The following is a 17,799-nucleotide window of genomic DNA, read 5'->3' as shown; positions in this document are numbered from 1 at the left end:
ACATAAAGTGTATCAAAATCGGACACTTTTAGTTTTGATAAAAACAATAATCAGTTAAAAATCAATGCTTTGTGTTTTTGGCATCATCTTCACTATATAAAAAGTATAAATAATAGATATATAATGGACGTTCCAATTCAAAAGAAGAAATTTTCAACTCAAAAAATAGGATTAGCTATAGGGATTATAGCAATAATAGCTTTAATCGGGTATGTTATTTTTCAAACCTCAGGTGGTTCTAAATTGAATGTGGATAAAGAACGTATTTCAGTAAATACGGTTTCTAAAGATGTGTTTCAAGAAAACATTCCGGTTAACGGTATTGTGCTTCCGATTACCACCATTTATTTAGATGCTTTGGAAGGTGGGCGAGTAGAAGAGAAGTTTGTTGAAGATGGTGCTATGCTTAAAAAAGGAGAACCAATTTTAAGATTGTCAAATACCGATTTGGAATTGAGTCTCATTAACCAGGAAACGTCGGTATATAATTTATTAACACAGATGCAAATTTCTCAAAATGCAGCGCGCCAAAATACGATTAACAGACAAAATCAATTTACCGATGTTGAAAATAATCTCATTGAAGCAGAACGTGTTTATAATTTAAACAAACGGTTATACGAAAAAGGAGCGATAGGAAGAATGGATTACGAGTCTTCTGAAAATAATTACAACTATCAGAAAGAACGTATGAAACTATCTAAGCAAGTATTATCTGAAGATACCATTTCTTCAAAATTGGAAGTTAATCAAGCTCGTAATTCTTATGCTAGAACACAAAGTGCCTTAGAATTAATGCGAAAAAAGGTAGGAGATTTAGTGGTTAGAGCACCAATCGATGGGCAGTTAACGTCGCTAGATGCTGAAATCGGACAGTCCATTAATAAAGGCACGCGTTTAGGACAAGTTGATGTGATTACTGGTTATAAAGTAAGAGTTGATATTGATGAGCATTATATTTCAAGAATCTATAATGGCCAAACTGGAACCTTCGTGCTGAATAATAAAACCTATACTTTAGAAATTAAAAAGGTATTTACACAAGTTACCAATGGTCGTTTTCAAGTGGATATGAAATTTCAGGGAGATGTGCCTGAAGGTATTAGAAGAGGTCAAAATCTTCAAATTAGAGTGGCTTTAAGTGCAGAGAAAGAGGCTTTGTTAGTTGCGAAAGGAGGATTCTTTCAAAAAACAGGAGGCAACTGGATTTTTAAAGTGAGTGAAGATGGAAATACGGCTTATAAAGTAAACATTAGACTTGGCAGCCAAAATACAGAATATTATGAAGTACTTGATGGTTTAAATCCTGGAGATAAAGTAGTCACCTCGAGTTATGATGCTTTTGGAGATACGGAAGAATTGATTTTGAAATAATAAAAAAGAAGCAAGAGAACCAACAAGAAACAACCAATAACTAAGAGCTAACAGCCAAAAGCCAACAGCTAAAAAATAGAAATACAATGATACAAATTACGGACTTAGAAAAGTTTTATAAAACCGAAGAAGTACAAACCATAGCCTTAAACAAATTATCATTTAATGTTAAAGAAGGTGAGTTTGTGGCGATCATGGGACCTTCAGGATGTGGGAAATCGACCTTATTAAATATTTTGGGATTATTAGACGATCCTGATGGAGGTAGTTTTATGTTTAACGGAACAGAAGTCGCTGGTTACAATGAGCGTAAACGTTCTGAGTTAAGAAAGCATAATATCGGTTTTGTATTTCAAAGCTTTAATCTCATCGATGAACTAACGGTGTTTGAAAATGTAGAATTACCCTTAATCTACACAGGTGTAAAACCAGCAGAACGAAAAATACAAGTAGAAGCGGTTTTAGAGAAAATGCAAATTATGCACCGAAGAAATCACTTTCCGCAACAACTTTCTGGTGGACAGCAACAACGTGTAGCTGTCGCAAGAGCCGTTGTAAACAAACCTAAACTAATTCTTGCCGATGAGCCCACAGGAAATTTAGATAGTACTAATGGTAATGAGGTTATGGATTTATTAATAGACCTCAATGAAGCAGGCACAACCATCATCATGGTAACACACAGTGAGCACGATGCAAAATACAGTCACAGAATTATAAGAATGTTAGACGGACAAAAAGTAACAGAAAATATTTTGGCATAGAAAGAATAGACCTGTCAGGTTTTTAAAACCTGACAGGTCTTAAAAATAATCATCAATCAATCAATCAATCAGGCCGAAAACACTTCAGTAAATCATAAAACAACCAATCAATTACTACTGAAGTGTCGAAGCCAAATCAATCAAAAAACGAACAGTAATTCTAATACATCATGTTTAAAAATTATATCAAAATAGCAATCAGAAACCTCTGGAAAAACAGAACATTCACGGCACTCAATGTCGTAGGTCTTACAGTGGCATTCGGAGTAGCACTATTATTAGGCATGTATGCCGTTTTTCAATTGTCTTTTGATCGCTTTCATGAGCATGGAGATGAAATCTATCAAGTGTATACAGAAGATAGTGGGTTAAATGGCATTGAAGCTAACATCTCAAAATCCGAACCTTTTGCTGCCGCTTTGAAAGATGAGGTTGCGGGAGTTGAGAAAATTACACGTTATAATGGTTCTGGAGTCTTATTAACTTATCAGGATAAGCAACTCGGTATGGGCACTGCGTATGTAGATCCCGATTTTTTCGACATGTTTAGCTTTCCAATTATAAAGGGTGATAAGACAAATCCAATAACGTCAGAGTCTTCAGTTGCAATGACAGAGCAGGCTGCAAAACGCATATTTGGTGATGAGAATCCTATAGGGCAAACCGTTACGATTTTAAGAGATGAAGTAGAAGTGCCTTTTAATGTCACCGCGATTATTGAAGATTTTCCCAATACAAGTTCAATAGGTTTTGATATCGTTCTAAATTTTAAAAGCCAGAATGAACATGCCTATGCCAGAACTATCGGTCGTTGGGACATGGAGAACCATGAAGTATATATGCAACTTGCAGAAAGTGTACAACCTAAGCAATTTGAAAAAAGTACCACAGATTTTACTCAATTACATTACAAAAACGAGATTGATAATGCCAAGCGTGATGGGTTTCACCCAAATGCAGATGGCCTTTACAGACAAATAAAAGTATTGCCGTTGGCAGATGTTCGCTTTGCGAATTTTAATCAAGGAGTTGTTAGTGTCAATCGTACCATGCCGTATTTAGTTTTGGGAATTTCTTTTTTAATTCTGTTTATAGCTTGTGTCAATTTTATAAATATGAGTATTGCCAAAAGTTCACAACGCTTGCGTGAGATTGGCATGCGAAAAACGCTAGGAGCAAACAAAAAACAGCTGTTCTTTCAGTTTTGGGGAGAAAGCATTTTAGTGTTTTTAATTTCCATCGGACTAGGAATTTTATTAGCCGTGTTTTTACTACCATACTTTCAAACCTTATTTAAAACCCAAGCGTCATTGGCAACCTTACTAAACCCATCATTGTTGGTTGTGCTTGTTTTGAGTGTTTTGCTGATCACATTAATTGCTGGAGGTTATCCTGCGTTATTAATGAGTCGTCTTGGAACTTTACAAAGTTTAAAAGGAAAACTCGATGTCAATGGTAAAAACCATTTGCGAAATAGTTTAATGGTCTTACAATTCGGTATTGCTATTTTACTGGTTAGTGGTACGCTTGTACTTTGGGATCAGGTGGAATTTATGAGGACTAAAGACTTAGGTTTCAATAAAGATCAAGTGATTGCTTTTCCACTGAATGGTCAACTTAACGATCAACAAGCTATAGAATTACTTCGAAATACGCTTCAAGATAAACCTAATATTGTAAGTGTTACAGCATCTAATAATATTTTAGGTTTAGGAAAAGATGGCTCGCGTTCGACTAGTATTTTAGGTTTTGAACACAAAGGTAGAGGCGTGGATACGCATATGTTAGTCGTTGATGCAGATTACGTTGAAACTTTAGATTTGAATATTATTGAAGGTCGTTCATTTCGAAAAAACTTAGCGAGTGATAGTCTTTCAGTTATTATCAATGAAGCTATGGCAAAGCAACTCAATGAAGATGATATTTTAGCCTCACAGATAGATTTAGATGATGCAGTATATTCTGTTGTAGGTGTTATTAAAGATTTCAATTTTCAAGAACTCGACCAGACGATTGCACCAATGACTTTATTTGCGCTTCCTAACTGGAATTTACGCAACGTATACGTTAAGGTGTCATCACAAAATTTAGAACAAGCCTACACCGATGTAAAAGCAGCTTGGAATACTATTGAGCCGAATGCCGAATTTCAAGGGTCTTTTTTAAATGAAAATATTGATAGAACCTTACGAAATGAGCGTACTATGATTACCATGATTGGTAGTGGTTCAATTTTAGCTATTATCTTAAGTTGTATCGGTTTGTTTGCGATGTCATTGCTCATTGTAGCACAACGTAAAAAGGAAATAGGAGTTCGTAAAATAGTCGGTGCGAGTGTCTCGGCCATTACAATATTACTGACTAAAGACTTTTTAAAATTAGTAGTTATCGCTTTTTTAATCGCGTCGCCAATAGCATGGTGGGCAATGCATAATTGGTTACAGAATTATGCGTATCATATAGATCTTAATATTTGGATATTTTTATTGGCAGGCGGCATAGCAGTAGTCATAGCCATGCTAACTATAGCTGTAAAAACAATAAAAGCCGCAACCTCTAATCCTGTAGAAGCATTACGAACGGAATAATCATCATCAACCTGCAATGTGTTTGAAACCTTGTAAGTTTTGCTATAAAACAATACATCATGATTAAAAATTATTTCAAAATAGCATGGAGGAACCTCATGAAGCATAAGGTGTTTTCTCTAATTAATATTATTGGTCTTACCATTGGATTAAGTGCCTCTTTTGTGATTGGATTAATGATTTATTACGATGCTACCTTTGATGCATTTCATAAAGATGAGGATCGTATTTATAGAGTCGTTACAGATTTAATTAGTCCTGAGGCTACTTTTTCTATTCCTGGAGTCACTTTAGCATTGGAGGATGCCATTACCGAGAATTCAAATTTTGAAACCGTTAGTGGGTTTTATATAGAACGGCCTTCAAAAGTTGAAAATAGAGAATTAAGTTCAGAATTTAAATGGCCCAACTTCGTCATTTTTACAGATGCTGATTATTTTAAGATTTTTGACTATAAATTTTTAGCTGGTAATACATCTGAAATTTTAGCAAGTCCAAATAATGTTATTCTTACTGAAAATCGAGCAGCTGATTATTTTCCAAATACAAAACCTTCAGATATTATTGGAAAAACCTTAGTTTACAATGATTCACTTCATATAACAGTTACAGGAATTGTTGAGAATTTTAAAGAACGAACAGATTTTGTGTTTGAAGAATTTATCTCGCATTCTACCATTTTACAAACGCGATTGCGAGACGATTTCCTCAATAAAAACTGGAATAACACCAACGATGCATCTCAGCTATTTGTGAAGGTGACGCCAAATGCCGACTTATCAGCGCTACAAAATCGTTTGGATAATTTAGCAAAGGAGCACCAAGATGAGGAATCTAAAAAATATGGTGATGAACAAAAGTTTACACTACAACCATTAGCCGATATTCACTTCAACGAAAAGTATGGTATTTACGATTGGTCTAAAGGCCAGGCCAGTAAATCACTACTTACTAATCTCGCTTTGGTGGCCATATTTCTATTGGTGTTAGGTTGTATTAACTTTATAAATCTTAATACAGCGCAAGCTTCTCAGCGTGCCAAAGAAATTGGAATCCGTAAAACTCTAGGAAGTTCTAGAAAACAGCTTATCGGCCAATTTATGGGTGAAACATTTTTATTGGTTTTGATGTCTGCAGTATTATCGCTATTACTTTCTAGATGGTTGATTAATGTGTTTTCAGATTTTGTACCAGAAGGTTTAAGTTATGAACTGATGAAATCCCCTTTAATCATTCTTGGTATTTCTATTCTATTACTTTTAGTGACATTTTTATCTGGCTTTTATCCAGCATTAGTACTTTCAAAGTTCAATACCGTTTCAGTTTTAAAAAATCATTTAGCTGTCGGAAATAAAAAAGTGAAGCTCAGAAAATTCTTAACGGTTTTTCAGTTTTCCATTGCTCAAGTATTTGTAATTGCTACGTTGTTGGTTGGTCAACAAATTAATTTTCTTTTAGAAACAGATATGGGTTTTAAAACGGATGCTATTGTGTCTGTTTATAGCCCTAGAGCGGAACGCGAAATCTCTAAAAAAGAGCTTTATGCCGAAAAATTAAGAGCTATACCAGAAATTAAATCAATTAGTATTGGAGGCCATGCACCTGCATCTATTTCTACGAATAGTTCTTCAGTCACTTATAATAATGGTGACAATGAGGTTAATTTAGACTTACAATTTATTTTTGGTGACATCAATTACGCTAAGGTATTTGAGTTAGATCTTATAGCAGGACGAACCATCCGAAATGATACTGTTAAAGAGTTGGTGATTAATGAGACGTGTAGAAAAAGACTTGGTTTCAAAAGTCCCGATGAAGCAATAGGGAAAACGGTTTTATTAGGTGATCAAAGTGTGCCTATAGTCGGAGTTATGTCAGATTTTTTCCAACGTTCCTTGCGAAGCGCTATTAAACCCATGGCATATAGAGGAGATTGGTATCAACCAGAATGGAGTCAGTTTCAAGCCGTTCATATCGCATTTCAAAATGAATCATCAGCAGATTTTAAAGGAACACTTTCAAAAATTGAAAATGCTTATAAAACAGTCTATACTGAGACCGATGATTATAGGGTCGAGTTTTTAGATGAAACCATCCAGAAGTTTTATAATCGGGAGCAAAAGATGTCCAAACTTTTAAATTGGGCAACAGGTTTATCAATATTAATTAGTTGTTTAGGATTGCTCGGACTTGTGATTTATACCACCAACCGACGTGTAAAAGAAATTGGAGTGCGTAAGGTTCTAGGAGCGTCATTACTTCAAATTAACGCACTTTTATGTAAAGAGTTTTTAATCTTGGTAGCAATTGCTTTTATCATTGCGGCACCAATTGCATATTACGGCATTAATAATTGGTTGCAAGATTTTGCATACAAAACAAGTATTAGTTTTTGGGTGTTCTTAGTGAGTGGTTTAGCGATGATCGTCTTTGCCTTATTAGTCATCAGTGTAAAGACGCTTCAGGCGGCAAATGCCAATCCTGTGGATTCATTACGCTCAGAATAAACTGTTCATTTACGAACAAGAAGTGTATCAAATTCGAACACTAAGGATTTTAAAATAAAAAGTAATTAATTGGTTTTTAGTGTTTTGTGGTTTTGGCATCATCTTCACTATATAATGAGTAGAAGTAATTAATTCAGTCAAAAAACAGTATGATTTTAAATTATATAAAAATAGCATTCCGGACTTTACGTAAAAATAAAGGGTATAGCTTTCTAAACATTTTTGGATTAGCCATAGGAATTACGTGTGCTAGTTTAATTTTTCTTTGGGTTGAGGATGAGGTAAGTTTCGATTCGGAATTTGAAAAACAAGATCAAGTGTATTACGTGCCAACGCATCAAGAATATGATGGAGAATGGCGAACGTTCAATTCTACACCAGGACCATTCGCGGAAGCTATGAAAACGGAAATTCCAGGAATTGTTAAAGCATCGCGTACCAAACATAGAGACTTTTTATTTGCGGTTAATGATAATGCCATTAATAGTGGTGGACGTTTTGTAGATGAAGATTTTATAGAAATTTTTAGTTTAAAGTTTGTAGAAGGAAATGCAAAAGAGGCTTTTAATAATCCTGAAGCAATCGTTATTACTCAAGAAACGGCAGAGCAGCTTTATGGCAAAAACATAAAAGTATTAGGCAAAGTACTTAAAGTAGACAATACAGATAATTACCTGATTACAGGAGTTATTGAGAATTTACCAAAGAACGTAACGTTTCCTATTAATTGGATTGCGCCATTTGAGCGTTGGAGTGGAGATAAAGAATGGACCAATGGTTATGGTAGTTTTTTCGCAGATACATTTGTTGAGTTGTCACCAGAAGCTGATTTTAATTATGTAAATGATCAAGTCCTTGGATTACTTGAGAAAAAAACAGGAGATAGTGACTCAAAAGCATTTTTACATTCTATAAAAGATTGGCATTTAAGAGGTAATTTTGAAAATGGAAAGCAAGTTGGAGGACGCATAGATTCGGTTAGATTATTTACAATTATTGCTTTAATTATTTTACTTATAGCTTGTATTAACTTCATGAATTTATCGACTGCACGAAGTGAGAAACGTGCGAATGAAGTTGGAGTAAGAAAAGCCATGGGTTCTGGTCGTTCACGATTAATTTTTCAATTTATATCGGAAGCTTTAATCCTTTCTTTTATCGCGACTTTGGTAAGTGTGTTATTGCTCTTTATTTTATTACCGCAATTTAACTTGCTTATTGAGAAGAATTTAGTTTTAGGATTAGCGCAACCACTACATATTATCTTTTTATTAGGAATTACGCTTGTTTGTGGAGTCTTCGCTGGCCTTTATCCAGCATTCTACTTGTCTTCGTTTAATCCTGTTGAGGTTTTAAAAGGTTTAAAAGTCACTCAAGGATCTGCAACATTTATTAGAAAAGGATTAGTTGTTGGTCAGTTTACAATTTCAATTGTTTTTATCATTTGTACCATTTTGGTTTATCAACAAATCCAACATGTAAAAAACAGAGACTTAGGTTTTGATAAAGACCAGTTGATTTCATTGAATGTCAATGGTACTATGATTGAAAAATTTGATGTCATCAAACAAGATTTAATACATACAGGAGCTGTTTCAAGCGTAGGTTTAAATAATTCAGGTATTTTAAATGGAGGCAACAATGGTTCTAACTTAACATGGACGGGCGGAACAGATACAGAAGATGTATTGATTTTCTTTAGATATATCAGTTCAGATTTTTTAGAAACAGCAGGTATGAAACTTGCCGAAGGTCGTGGTTTTAGCGAAAATGTAGCAAAAGATAGTAGTAGTGTTTTAATTACCGAATCGTTTGCTAAGCTTATGGGAACTGGCAGTGCTATTGGTAAAAAAGTAATACGAGACGACACTTACACAGTAATAGGTGTTGTAAAAGATTATCTGTTCGAAGATATGTATGGACAAAGTGATCCTGTGTTATTTTTTAATTATCTGGGTGAATCTAGTTACATGTATCTAAAAACGAATCCTAATATTGAACCAAATGAGATGCTGTCTAAAGTTGAAGCGGTAATGAAAAAACATAATCCTGCCTTTCCTTTTGAGTACAGCTTTGTAGATGATGCTTTTAATGCCAAATTTAGAAGTGAACAACTCATTGGAAAACTCTCTCAACTATTTGCCTTACTAGCAATTCTTATTTCTTGCCTTGGGCTTTTTGGATTGGCCGCTTATACTGCAGAACAACGTAGTAAAGAAATTGGAGTAAGAAAAGTATTAGGTGCTAGTGTTGCAGGTATTGTGAAATTATTATCTAAAGACTTTTTGAAGTTGGTTGGTCTTTCCATTGTTATCGCAATTCCTATGGCTTGGTATGTTATGGATAATTGGCTTCAGAATTATGCGTATCGCATAGAAATTAATTGGTGGATTTTTGTAATAGCAGGAGTTGTTGCTATTGTAATTGCGATGATTACGGTAAGCTTTCAAGCGATAAAAGCAGCATTGGCAAATCCTGTAGATAGTTTAAAAACCGAATAAAAAAAACAAGTATTATGATACGTAGTTATATAAAAATTGCTTGGAGAAGTTTAAAGACGAATCGTTTATTTTCAATTGTAAATATTTTAGGGCTATCCATTGGTTTAGCCACAACATTGGTTCTGTTTTTATTTATTTTACACGAACGTAGTTTTGATTCTATGTACGCCAACAAGGATAAGATCTACCGTGTACTTCTTAATACAACAGAAGATGATCTTGAAACTTGGACTGGTTCTCCTTCTGCAGTCGCACTAGAGTTAGAAGCTAATATTCCTGATATTGCAGAAGCAGGACGACTACTCAAACATGATTTTGGAGGGACTGCTTTTATTAAAGCAGGTAACGAGGTGTTTACTGAGAAAAAACTATTCTGGTCTGATGCTTCTGTATTAGATATGTTTGATGTTGAAATTGTTAAAGGAGAAGGTTCAGAAGTTCTCAATATTCCAAATACAGTTTTACTTTCAGAACGTACTGCGAAACGGTATTTTGGAAATGAAAATCCAATAGGAAAGACCTTAACCATAGATGATGTGGATGTTGTTGAGGTGAAAGGTGTTTTTAAGGATTTTCCTGAAAATAGTTCGTTAGACTTCAATATGGTGGCTCCGTTTTTAATGCAAAATGCAGCAAAAAATCCTACATGGGATAATGCGAGTTTTGAAACCTTTTTGCTCTTTAATACGGCGTCGCCAAATGTGGCAAATGTTGAAGCTAAGATTCAAGATATTCTAGATAAAAATGTTAAGAAAGATGAGCAATGGTATAACTTCTCGCTTCAACCTTTAGAACAAATCCATTTATATTCTTCGACTTATAAGGATAGTTACATTGAGCGAAATGGTGATATCAATCAAATTAGAAATTTAACGGCTTTAGCGATTTTAATTTTAGTAATTGCTTGTATTAATTATATGAATTTAATTACAGCGCGATCTCAAAAACGCGCCACAGATGTAGGTATTAATAAAACGCTTGGAGCATCTGTTAGAGATATCGTTGTTAGATTCTATATTGAAACAGGTTTAATTACTGCAATTGCTATGGTTTTAGGAGGTGTGCTTGCTGTTGTAGCATTGCCGATGTTTAATGATATTGCAGGAAAAGAACTCGATATTTCGTCACTTTTTTCTATTGAAATCATCGTTTTCTTAATCTTAATTTGGTTCGTAACAAGTCTTATTTCAGGATCCTATCCTGCATTATATTTATCACGATTCTCGCCTAAAGAAGCCCTCAAACCTTCTACTAATAAAGGAGGTGTCGCAAGTGTTATAAGAAAGGGATTGGTTGTGGTTCAGTTTTCAGCATCCGTTGTTCTGATTATTGGAGTCATTGTGATTCATCAGCAACTAGAGTATATTCAGAATAAAAGTTTAGGCTATAATCCCGAAAATGTAATGGCGATATCAACGTCTGCAATTCGCGGTGGACAGGCTAATCAGGCTTTAGTAAATGCCTTTGAGAAATTACCAAATGTCTCAGTTGTAGGACGATCTCAAGGTTATCCTGGTATGGGAGTTAGTGGAAGAAGTATTAATAAACCAAATACAGACGAAACCATGGGGATTTCAACAAATAATTCAGAGCGCGAAGTGGCTGATGTATTACAACTTAAGCTCTTGGCAGGTCAGTTGCTACCTAAAAACAAACAAGTAGGTGATACCTTGGTTGAGGTTGTGGTGAACAAAACTACTGTGAATTTTTTAGGCTTATCTCCAGAGGAAGCTATTGGAAAAAAAGTAGCGATGCAATTAGGTAATAATGCTTATATACATGGAGTTGTAGAGGATTTTAATTTTGCTTCGTTGCATAATCCAATTGGTGCTTATGCGTTTCATAACTCAAGCAGAGAACCAAAATCGTACTTGTTAATTCGATTTACAAATGAAGTCTTATCTGAAACGATTTCAAATTTTGAAAACACATTTAAAAACATAGCACCAAATTCTGCCTTTGAGTATACCTTTTTAGATAAGAATCTAGAATTACTATATGAGAAAGAACAACGCACAGCAAATGTCGGTTTGTTATTTTCAATTTTGGCAGTCATTGTAGCTTGTTTAGGTTTATTTGGTTTAGCAGCTTACATGGCAGAACAACGTCATAAAGAAATTGGAATAAGGAAAGTTTTTGGAGCAAGCGTTCCAAGAATCGTACAGTTACTCTCTATGGATTTTATGAGATTGGTATTAATTTCTTTAGCGATTAGTTTCCCGTTAGCATTCTATTTTATGAATCAATGGTTACAAGATTTTGCTTATCGTATTACTATTAGTTGGACCGTTTTTGCGATTGCTGGTGCATTAGCGTTGGTGATCACATTTGTTACGGTCGGCTACCAAGCGGTTAAAGCTGCAGTGGCAAATCCTATAAAAAGTTTAAGAACAGAATAAATTTATAAAAATAATTTATGAGAAATTTAAAATATAGCTTAGTCATACTATTGGTTTGTATGAGCCAAATTGCATTAGCGCAAACAAAGAAGCCTGTTGAAGCTTTTGATAAGGTTATTATAAGTCCACATATAGAAACCACATTTGTTCAAGGAGATGAAGAATCTGTAACCATAATAGAGAGCACAGAACCAGAAGACAAAATAAATATTGAAGTTAAAGGGGGAACACTTCGCGTGTACTTAGATGATGCGAAAGAAACTACTAAAAACGAAAGTATTACAAAAGATGGTATGAAGATGAAAGTGCCAATCTATAAAGGAAAAGTACTAACCATTCTAGTTACCTACAAAAATATTAATGCATTGTCTTTAAGAGGAGAACAACGCACGCTGTGTAAGAGTTTGATGGATGAAAAAAAGTTTACACTTAATATTTATGGTGAATCTCAAGTAACTTTTAATCATGTTAATTTCGACACATTTAACGTGGATATTTACGGTGAAAGTGAATTGATAATTAAAAAAGGAACTACAGTTAAGCAGAATATTACAGCGTATGGGGCAGGAATTATCAATCTTGTAGACGTTGATAATAAATCGTCGAAACTTAAAGCCTATGGAGAAGCCGTGTTTAAAATTCAAGCTTCAAAAAGCATCAAATTTACAGCTTATGGTGAAGCCACATTACGCCATAAAGGAAAGGCTGAGGTCAATAAAGGACTGAGTTTTGGAGACTATGAAATTAAACGAATAGACTAAATTATATAAAAGACAAATAAAATGAAAAACACACTATTAAGTCTAAACGAAGCCACCAGAACTGTAAACTCAGGAAGTAATAAAGTTACGCTACTAGATAATATTAATTTAAATGTTGAAGAGGGAGAATTCATCTCACTAATGGGACCTTCTGGTTCTGGAAAATCTACTTTGTTGAATTGCATTGGCATGTTAGATAATTTTACAGATGGAGGCTATACCTTTCTAGGAGAACCTGTGCATAGCATGAAGGAAAAAAACAGATCCAAATTGTATAAAGAGTATATCGGATTTGTGTTTCAGGCTTATCATCTTATTGATGAACTCACCGTTTATGAAAATATTGAAACCCCGTTGCTCTATAAAAATGTAAAATCATCGGAACGCAAAGCGATGGTAGCAGATATGTTAGATCGATTTAATATCGTTGGTAAAAAAGATTTATTCCCAGTTCAATTAAGTGGAGGACAACAACAATTAGTTGGTATTGCTAGAGCATTAATAGGAAAACCAAAGCTAATTTTAGCAGACGAGCCAACAGGGAATTTAAACTCTAAACAAAGTGAAGAAATCATGGAGCTCTTTGCGCAGTTAAATAAAGAAGGAGTCACCATAATCCAAGCGACACATTCTGAAAGTAATGCTGCTTATGGCTCTCGAATTATTAATTTGCTAGACGGAAAAATAGTCTAATCATCATAAATAAAAATGGCATCTCGATAACATTTCGTCACTTCGAGTGGAATTTTTGTTTTTCAGAAAATTTTGTACCGAGAAGTAATAGATGAATATAAGATTCTCGATACATTTCTCGCTCACTCGAAATACTCGAATTGACGATACTGTAGGATTAGTCTTTCGATACCTAAATAATTTAAAGAAACAAATCATGACACATAAACTTGTAATATTAATCCTCATTTTAGTGATGAGCTGGTCTGGTGTTGCTCAAAATGACACTGAGAAAAGTTATACTTTAGACGAATGCATTGCAGTCGCTTTAGAGCATAATCTCGATTTAAAATCCACCAATTTACAAGCCAATTCTGCGAAAGTAAATTATCAGCAATCCAAAGCGAATATATTACCTAGCATTAACGGAGATTTTAGTTTAGGTGTTAATGATGGTAGAAGTATCAATCCTTTTACCAACGCTTATATTAATCAGGAATTGACATTTTCAAACTTAGGATTAAGCTTGGATATGACGATCTTTAATGGTTTTAGATTATTAAATTCAGCGAAGCAAAGCCGACTCAATAAAAAAGCTTCAGATTTAGAAATTGATGCAGCAAAGCAAGATTTAATTTTGAATGTTACGTTAGCTTATCTTCAAGTTTTAAATGCGAGAGATGTTTTAGAATTGACTAAGTCACGATTAGAAACAACGAAACAACAGCTTGAAATTCAACAAGGGTTTTATGAGAATGAATCTGGGAATCCAGCGGATTATGCAGATATTTTAGGACAAGTAGCAAGTGACGAAACTAGTGTTCTATCTTCTAAAAGTAGCCTAAATAATGCGAAATTAAGCTTAATGCGTTTATTGAATTTAGAGAAAAGCGTTAATGTAGACACAGAAGGATTAATCTTAGATTTTAAAATATATAAATTATCTGCAGATGCCGTTTATAAAGAAGCCTTACAAAACTTAGCGACATTTAAAGCTAAAGAATTACGTGTTGAAGCTGCAAAAAAAGGTGTGAGTGTAGCTAAGTCTCAGTTTACACCAGAAATATCCCTTTTTGGGGGTGTCAATACCAATTATTCTAGTGCTGCAGAATTGTTTACTTCATCAGGAGCAAGCATTGTTGAAACTGGGGATTTTGTAACGGTCGATGGTCTAGATTTACCAATTATGACAGAGCAAACCAATTTTGCTTCAAAACGTATTGATTATAAAGATCAATTAGATAACAATTTAAATACGGTTGTTGGTGTTCAAGTTTTTGTGCCATTATTCAATGGGTTTAGAGCTAAAAATAATGTAGCCTTAGAAAAAATTAGAGTGGAGGAGTCTATCATAGAATTAGAACGAACTCATACAGACATAAAAAATGCGATTGCTCAAGTTCATTTTGATATGGAAGCAGTTTATAATCGTCATTTAAGTTTAGTAAAACAAGTGGAAGCTTATGAAGAATCTTATCGTATTAATGATATACGTTTTAAAAATGGTGTGTCTAATTTCTTAAACTATATTACCAGTAAAAATAATTTAGATAATGCAAAAGTAAATTTAGCCAATGCCAAATACGAATACTTATTACGTGTAAAAGTTTTAGATTATTACAGAGGAGTAGACGTGTCTATTATTGAATAAAACTATTTTTTTTAACAGATTTCAGTACGTATAATCACTTTTGAGTTAATCCTTTTAATATTAAAGAAGATACCTTAGAATATATGCGTCGAGTTATTGGTCAATATATTCGTAAACGTAAATTAGCTAAGGAAATCGTACTGGCGTGCATGGTTTGACTTTTAAAAGTTAATAGAAATTTATCGCGAGAAGACATAAGGGTTTTATTTCTTATCTAAATTAAATAGGATGCGTTTTGCTGTAAAACCATGGATTAAAATTGAAGTTAAAATAACTAAAGCCACGATTGAAAACACCTGATTATAATCATTAAATTGACCATGTCTTATAGCGTAAGTTAGGTAAAATACCGAGCCAATTCCTCGAATTCCTAAAAATGAAATAGCGAATCGTTCCTTTTTACTTAAGGACGTTGTCTTTAAACTAATGTAACCTAAAATAGGTCTAACGACTAAAACTAAAGCAATAGCAAATATGAATGTGGGAAGTGTTATAAAGTTTAAAATGCCTGCCATTACCGAACCACCAAAGAAAATCATCCAAAAGACAATTAAAAATTTTTCGGTGTCTGTTATAAATCCTAAACTCGGTTCACTCTCTGTAGTTTCATTACTGGTATGTTTGTGGTAATGGGCGAATAAACCTGCAAAAAATACACTTATAAAACCATATGAACTCAGTACTTCAGCTAATCCATAAGAAATAAGGGTTAAAGAAAGAGCAACAAAAGCTAAATGAATTTTTCGTTCATATTCTCTAGACATTTTCTTGGTCAAATAACTGTACAAAAAGCCAATAATAATCCCAATTAACGTTCCAACAATTACTTTGTAAAGCACATAATAACTTAGCCATTCCTTCCATTCATCAAATTCCAAAGTATCATTCTTAGACCATAGAATCGCCAAGAATACAAAAGGAAATGCCAAACCATCATTTAGTCCTGCTTCAGCAGTAAGATTATATTGTACACCAACATTCTTTTTAGCAACCGTTTGTTTTTGGTTTAATTGAATTTCTGAGGCGAGTGCAGGATCTGTAGGTGCTAATACAGCAGCTAAAAGTAACGCTATTGGCCCATCAAAATTGAGCAAGTAATAGGATATTAAAAACACCACAATCATAAACATAGGCATCGTTATACTTAGCAACCTTATTGGATTTCGCCATTCCTTCCATGAATAATTTAGACCGATTTTTAGACCAGCTACCATTATGCTAATAATTACAACGAGTTCTGAAAATCGTAAGGTTAAATCAATCTGCCAAATAGGATTAGGCCAAGGTAACGGTGCACTAATATAATATAGAATTCCACCAAATAATAGTATTGGAATTGTAAAGCTAATTTTAAATCGCTTCATTATCACGGGTAAAAAACTGGCTAAAAGAGAAGTTATACCTATAATTAACAATACAATAAAATAGGTATCCATAGTGTTATTTATAATTGAAAATTTCGAATTCTAATCTCTTCCTTTTTATTCAAAATTCTTAACACATATACTTATTATGATAACTGTATTAATCAAAATTAAATTTTAACTCTTGGTTGTTTTTGAAATTAGAGAATTCTAAGTATCAATTTCACTTGGTTAAAAGTATAATGACCTAGCTAATTAATTCCACTGTAAATCACTACGTTCTTGCCAATAATGCTGTGGTGATATGGCAAAAGATTTTAGAATTGTAATCTCTTCGTCATTGAGTTTAAAGTGGAAAGCTTTTAAGTTTTGTTTTAATTGAAGTGTATTTGAAGCTCCGCTTAAAACGAGTTTTGGCTCTAAGTAATCTATAATAAACCGTAGTGCAATGGCATCACTTTCAACTTGGTATTTATTAGACAGTAATTCGAGATAATTATAAGCAGGTCGGTAAACTTTAAATTTATCACTTCTAAATATGCGGCCATTAGCCAAAGCTTCTTTGATAATTATAGTTTTTCCTTCAGCTATTAATTCTTTTAAAACTGAATACGTGGATTGTTCAAAGATGTTATAGGTTACTTGATAGCTATCAAATAAATCGATACCATCAAATTTAATTTTTTGAGCTTCATTAATGATTTTTGATTGTTCAGTTCCACTCGAGGAAATGCCAATTTTCAGTTCGTGTTTTTCTTTTAATTCGTGTAATCTAGATAGGACAGCATTGTTTGTTAAAACACCACTATCAAGTGTGGCTGAGTGAATTTGATAGATTTTTAAGTTGGGTAATAATGCTTTTGAAATGTCCCATTGCTCATTGAGCTTATCAATAGAATGTTCTTTAATTTCGTGTTTGCCTGAATAACCTATCTCCCAATCAGCGACATAGGTATAGCCAAATTTTGTTGAGAGATTAACATCTTTATAATTTCTAGTGTCATTCCATTCCTGTAAAAATTGCTCACCCAAACCATACGAAGGTGCTACATCGAAATCTCTAATACCAAGATGGTAAGCTTCATCTAAGGTGCTAAAAGCTGTGTTTCTGAAGGCTTCAACTGATTTGTCAATTGAGGTTTCTGGCCTAATATTTATATAATCTGGTCTGCCCAATGCGGCTAGGCCTAATCCAATTTTTGTCTGGCTCATTTGTTA

11 protein-coding genes are annotated in these 17,799 nt (G+C 33.8%); 9 read left to right on the top strand and 2 right to left on the bottom strand.

The window, feature by feature from the left end:
* Window positions 1-123 precede the first annotated feature (123 nt).
* From HM992_RS17875 to HM992_RS17835, 9 genes are all read left to right on the top strand, one after another.
* On the top strand, window positions 124-1,374 hold the full coding sequence (locus HM992_RS17875; protein ID WP_179320827.1) for an efflux RND transporter periplasmic adaptor subunit: 1,251 nt from the start codon (window positions 124-126) through the stop codon (window positions 1,372-1,374).
* Window positions 1,375-1,460: 86 nt separating this feature from the next.
* Window positions 1,461-2,138, top strand: coding sequence for an ABC transporter ATP-binding protein (locus HM992_RS17870; protein WP_179320825.1), 678 nt, complete (start codon window positions 1,461-1,463; stop codon window positions 2,136-2,138).
* Between the two features lie 170 nt (window positions 2,139-2,308).
* Window positions 2,309-4,726 carry an FtsX-like permease family protein gene (locus HM992_RS17865; RefSeq protein WP_179320823.1) on the top strand — a complete coding sequence of 806 codons (2,418 nt, stop codon included), beginning with the start codon at window positions 2,309-2,311 and terminating at the stop codon, window positions 4,724-4,726.
* Window positions 4,727-4,785: 59 nt separating this feature from the next.
* Window positions 4,786-7,233 carry an ABC transporter permease gene (locus HM992_RS17860; RefSeq protein ID WP_179320821.1) on the top strand — a complete coding sequence of 816 codons (2,448 nt, stop codon included), beginning with the start codon at window positions 4,786-4,788 and terminating at the stop codon, window positions 7,231-7,233.
* 149 nt (window positions 7,234-7,382) lie between these two features.
* Entirely contained in the window at window positions 7,383-9,734 is a 2,352-nt protein-coding gene (locus HM992_RS17855) for an ABC transporter permease (RefSeq protein WP_179320819.1), read from the top strand.
* Window positions 9,735-9,748: 14 nt separating this feature from the next.
* The gene (locus HM992_RS17850; protein ID WP_179320817.1) at window positions 9,749-12,133 is read left to right on the top strand and encodes an ABC transporter permease; all 2,385 of its coding nucleotides are present in this window, start codon (window positions 9,749-9,751) and stop codon (window positions 12,131-12,133) included.
* Window positions 12,134-12,150: 17 nt separating this feature from the next.
* The gene (locus HM992_RS17845; protein ID WP_179320815.1) at window positions 12,151-12,894 is read left to right on the top strand and encodes a head GIN domain-containing protein; all 744 of its coding nucleotides are present in this window, start codon (window positions 12,151-12,153) and stop codon (window positions 12,892-12,894) included.
* A 21-nt stretch (window positions 12,895-12,915) separates the two neighbouring features.
* Window positions 12,916-13,587 (top strand): ABC transporter ATP-binding protein, encoded by a 672-nt coding sequence (locus HM992_RS17840; protein WP_179320813.1) that lies wholly within the window; start codon window positions 12,916-12,918, stop codon window positions 13,585-13,587.
* A 196-nt stretch (window positions 13,588-13,783) separates the two neighbouring features.
* Window positions 13,784-15,217 carry a TolC family protein gene (locus HM992_RS17835; RefSeq protein WP_179320811.1) on the top strand — a complete coding sequence of 478 codons (1,434 nt, stop codon included), beginning with the start codon at window positions 13,784-13,786 and terminating at the stop codon, window positions 15,215-15,217.
* A 203-nt stretch (window positions 15,218-15,420) separates the two neighbouring features.
* Here HM992_RS17835 and HM992_RS17830 read toward each other — a convergent pair whose 3' ends face one another.
* Complete coding sequence (locus tag HM992_RS17830) at window positions 15,421-16,653, bottom strand: cation:proton antiporter (protein WP_262890893.1); 1,233 nt, start codon at window positions 16,651-16,653, stop codon at window positions 15,421-15,423.
* A 183-nt stretch (window positions 16,654-16,836) separates the two neighbouring features.
* Window positions 16,837-17,793: an aldo/keto reductase gene (locus HM992_RS17825; RefSeq protein ID WP_179320807.1), complete on the bottom strand. Its 957-nt coding sequence runs from the start codon at window positions 17,791-17,793 to the stop codon at window positions 16,837-16,839.
* Between the last annotated feature and the right edge of the window lie 6 nt (window positions 17,794-17,799).

The organism is Winogradskyella helgolandensis (assembly GCF_013404085.1).
In the GTDB taxonomy this organism is placed as follows: Bacteria; Bacteroidota; Bacteroidia; order Flavobacteriales; family Flavobacteriaceae; genus Winogradskyella; species Winogradskyella helgolandensis.
Note: the sequence above shows the minus strand (reverse complement) of the source record. Positions and strands in the feature narration are given on the sequence as shown.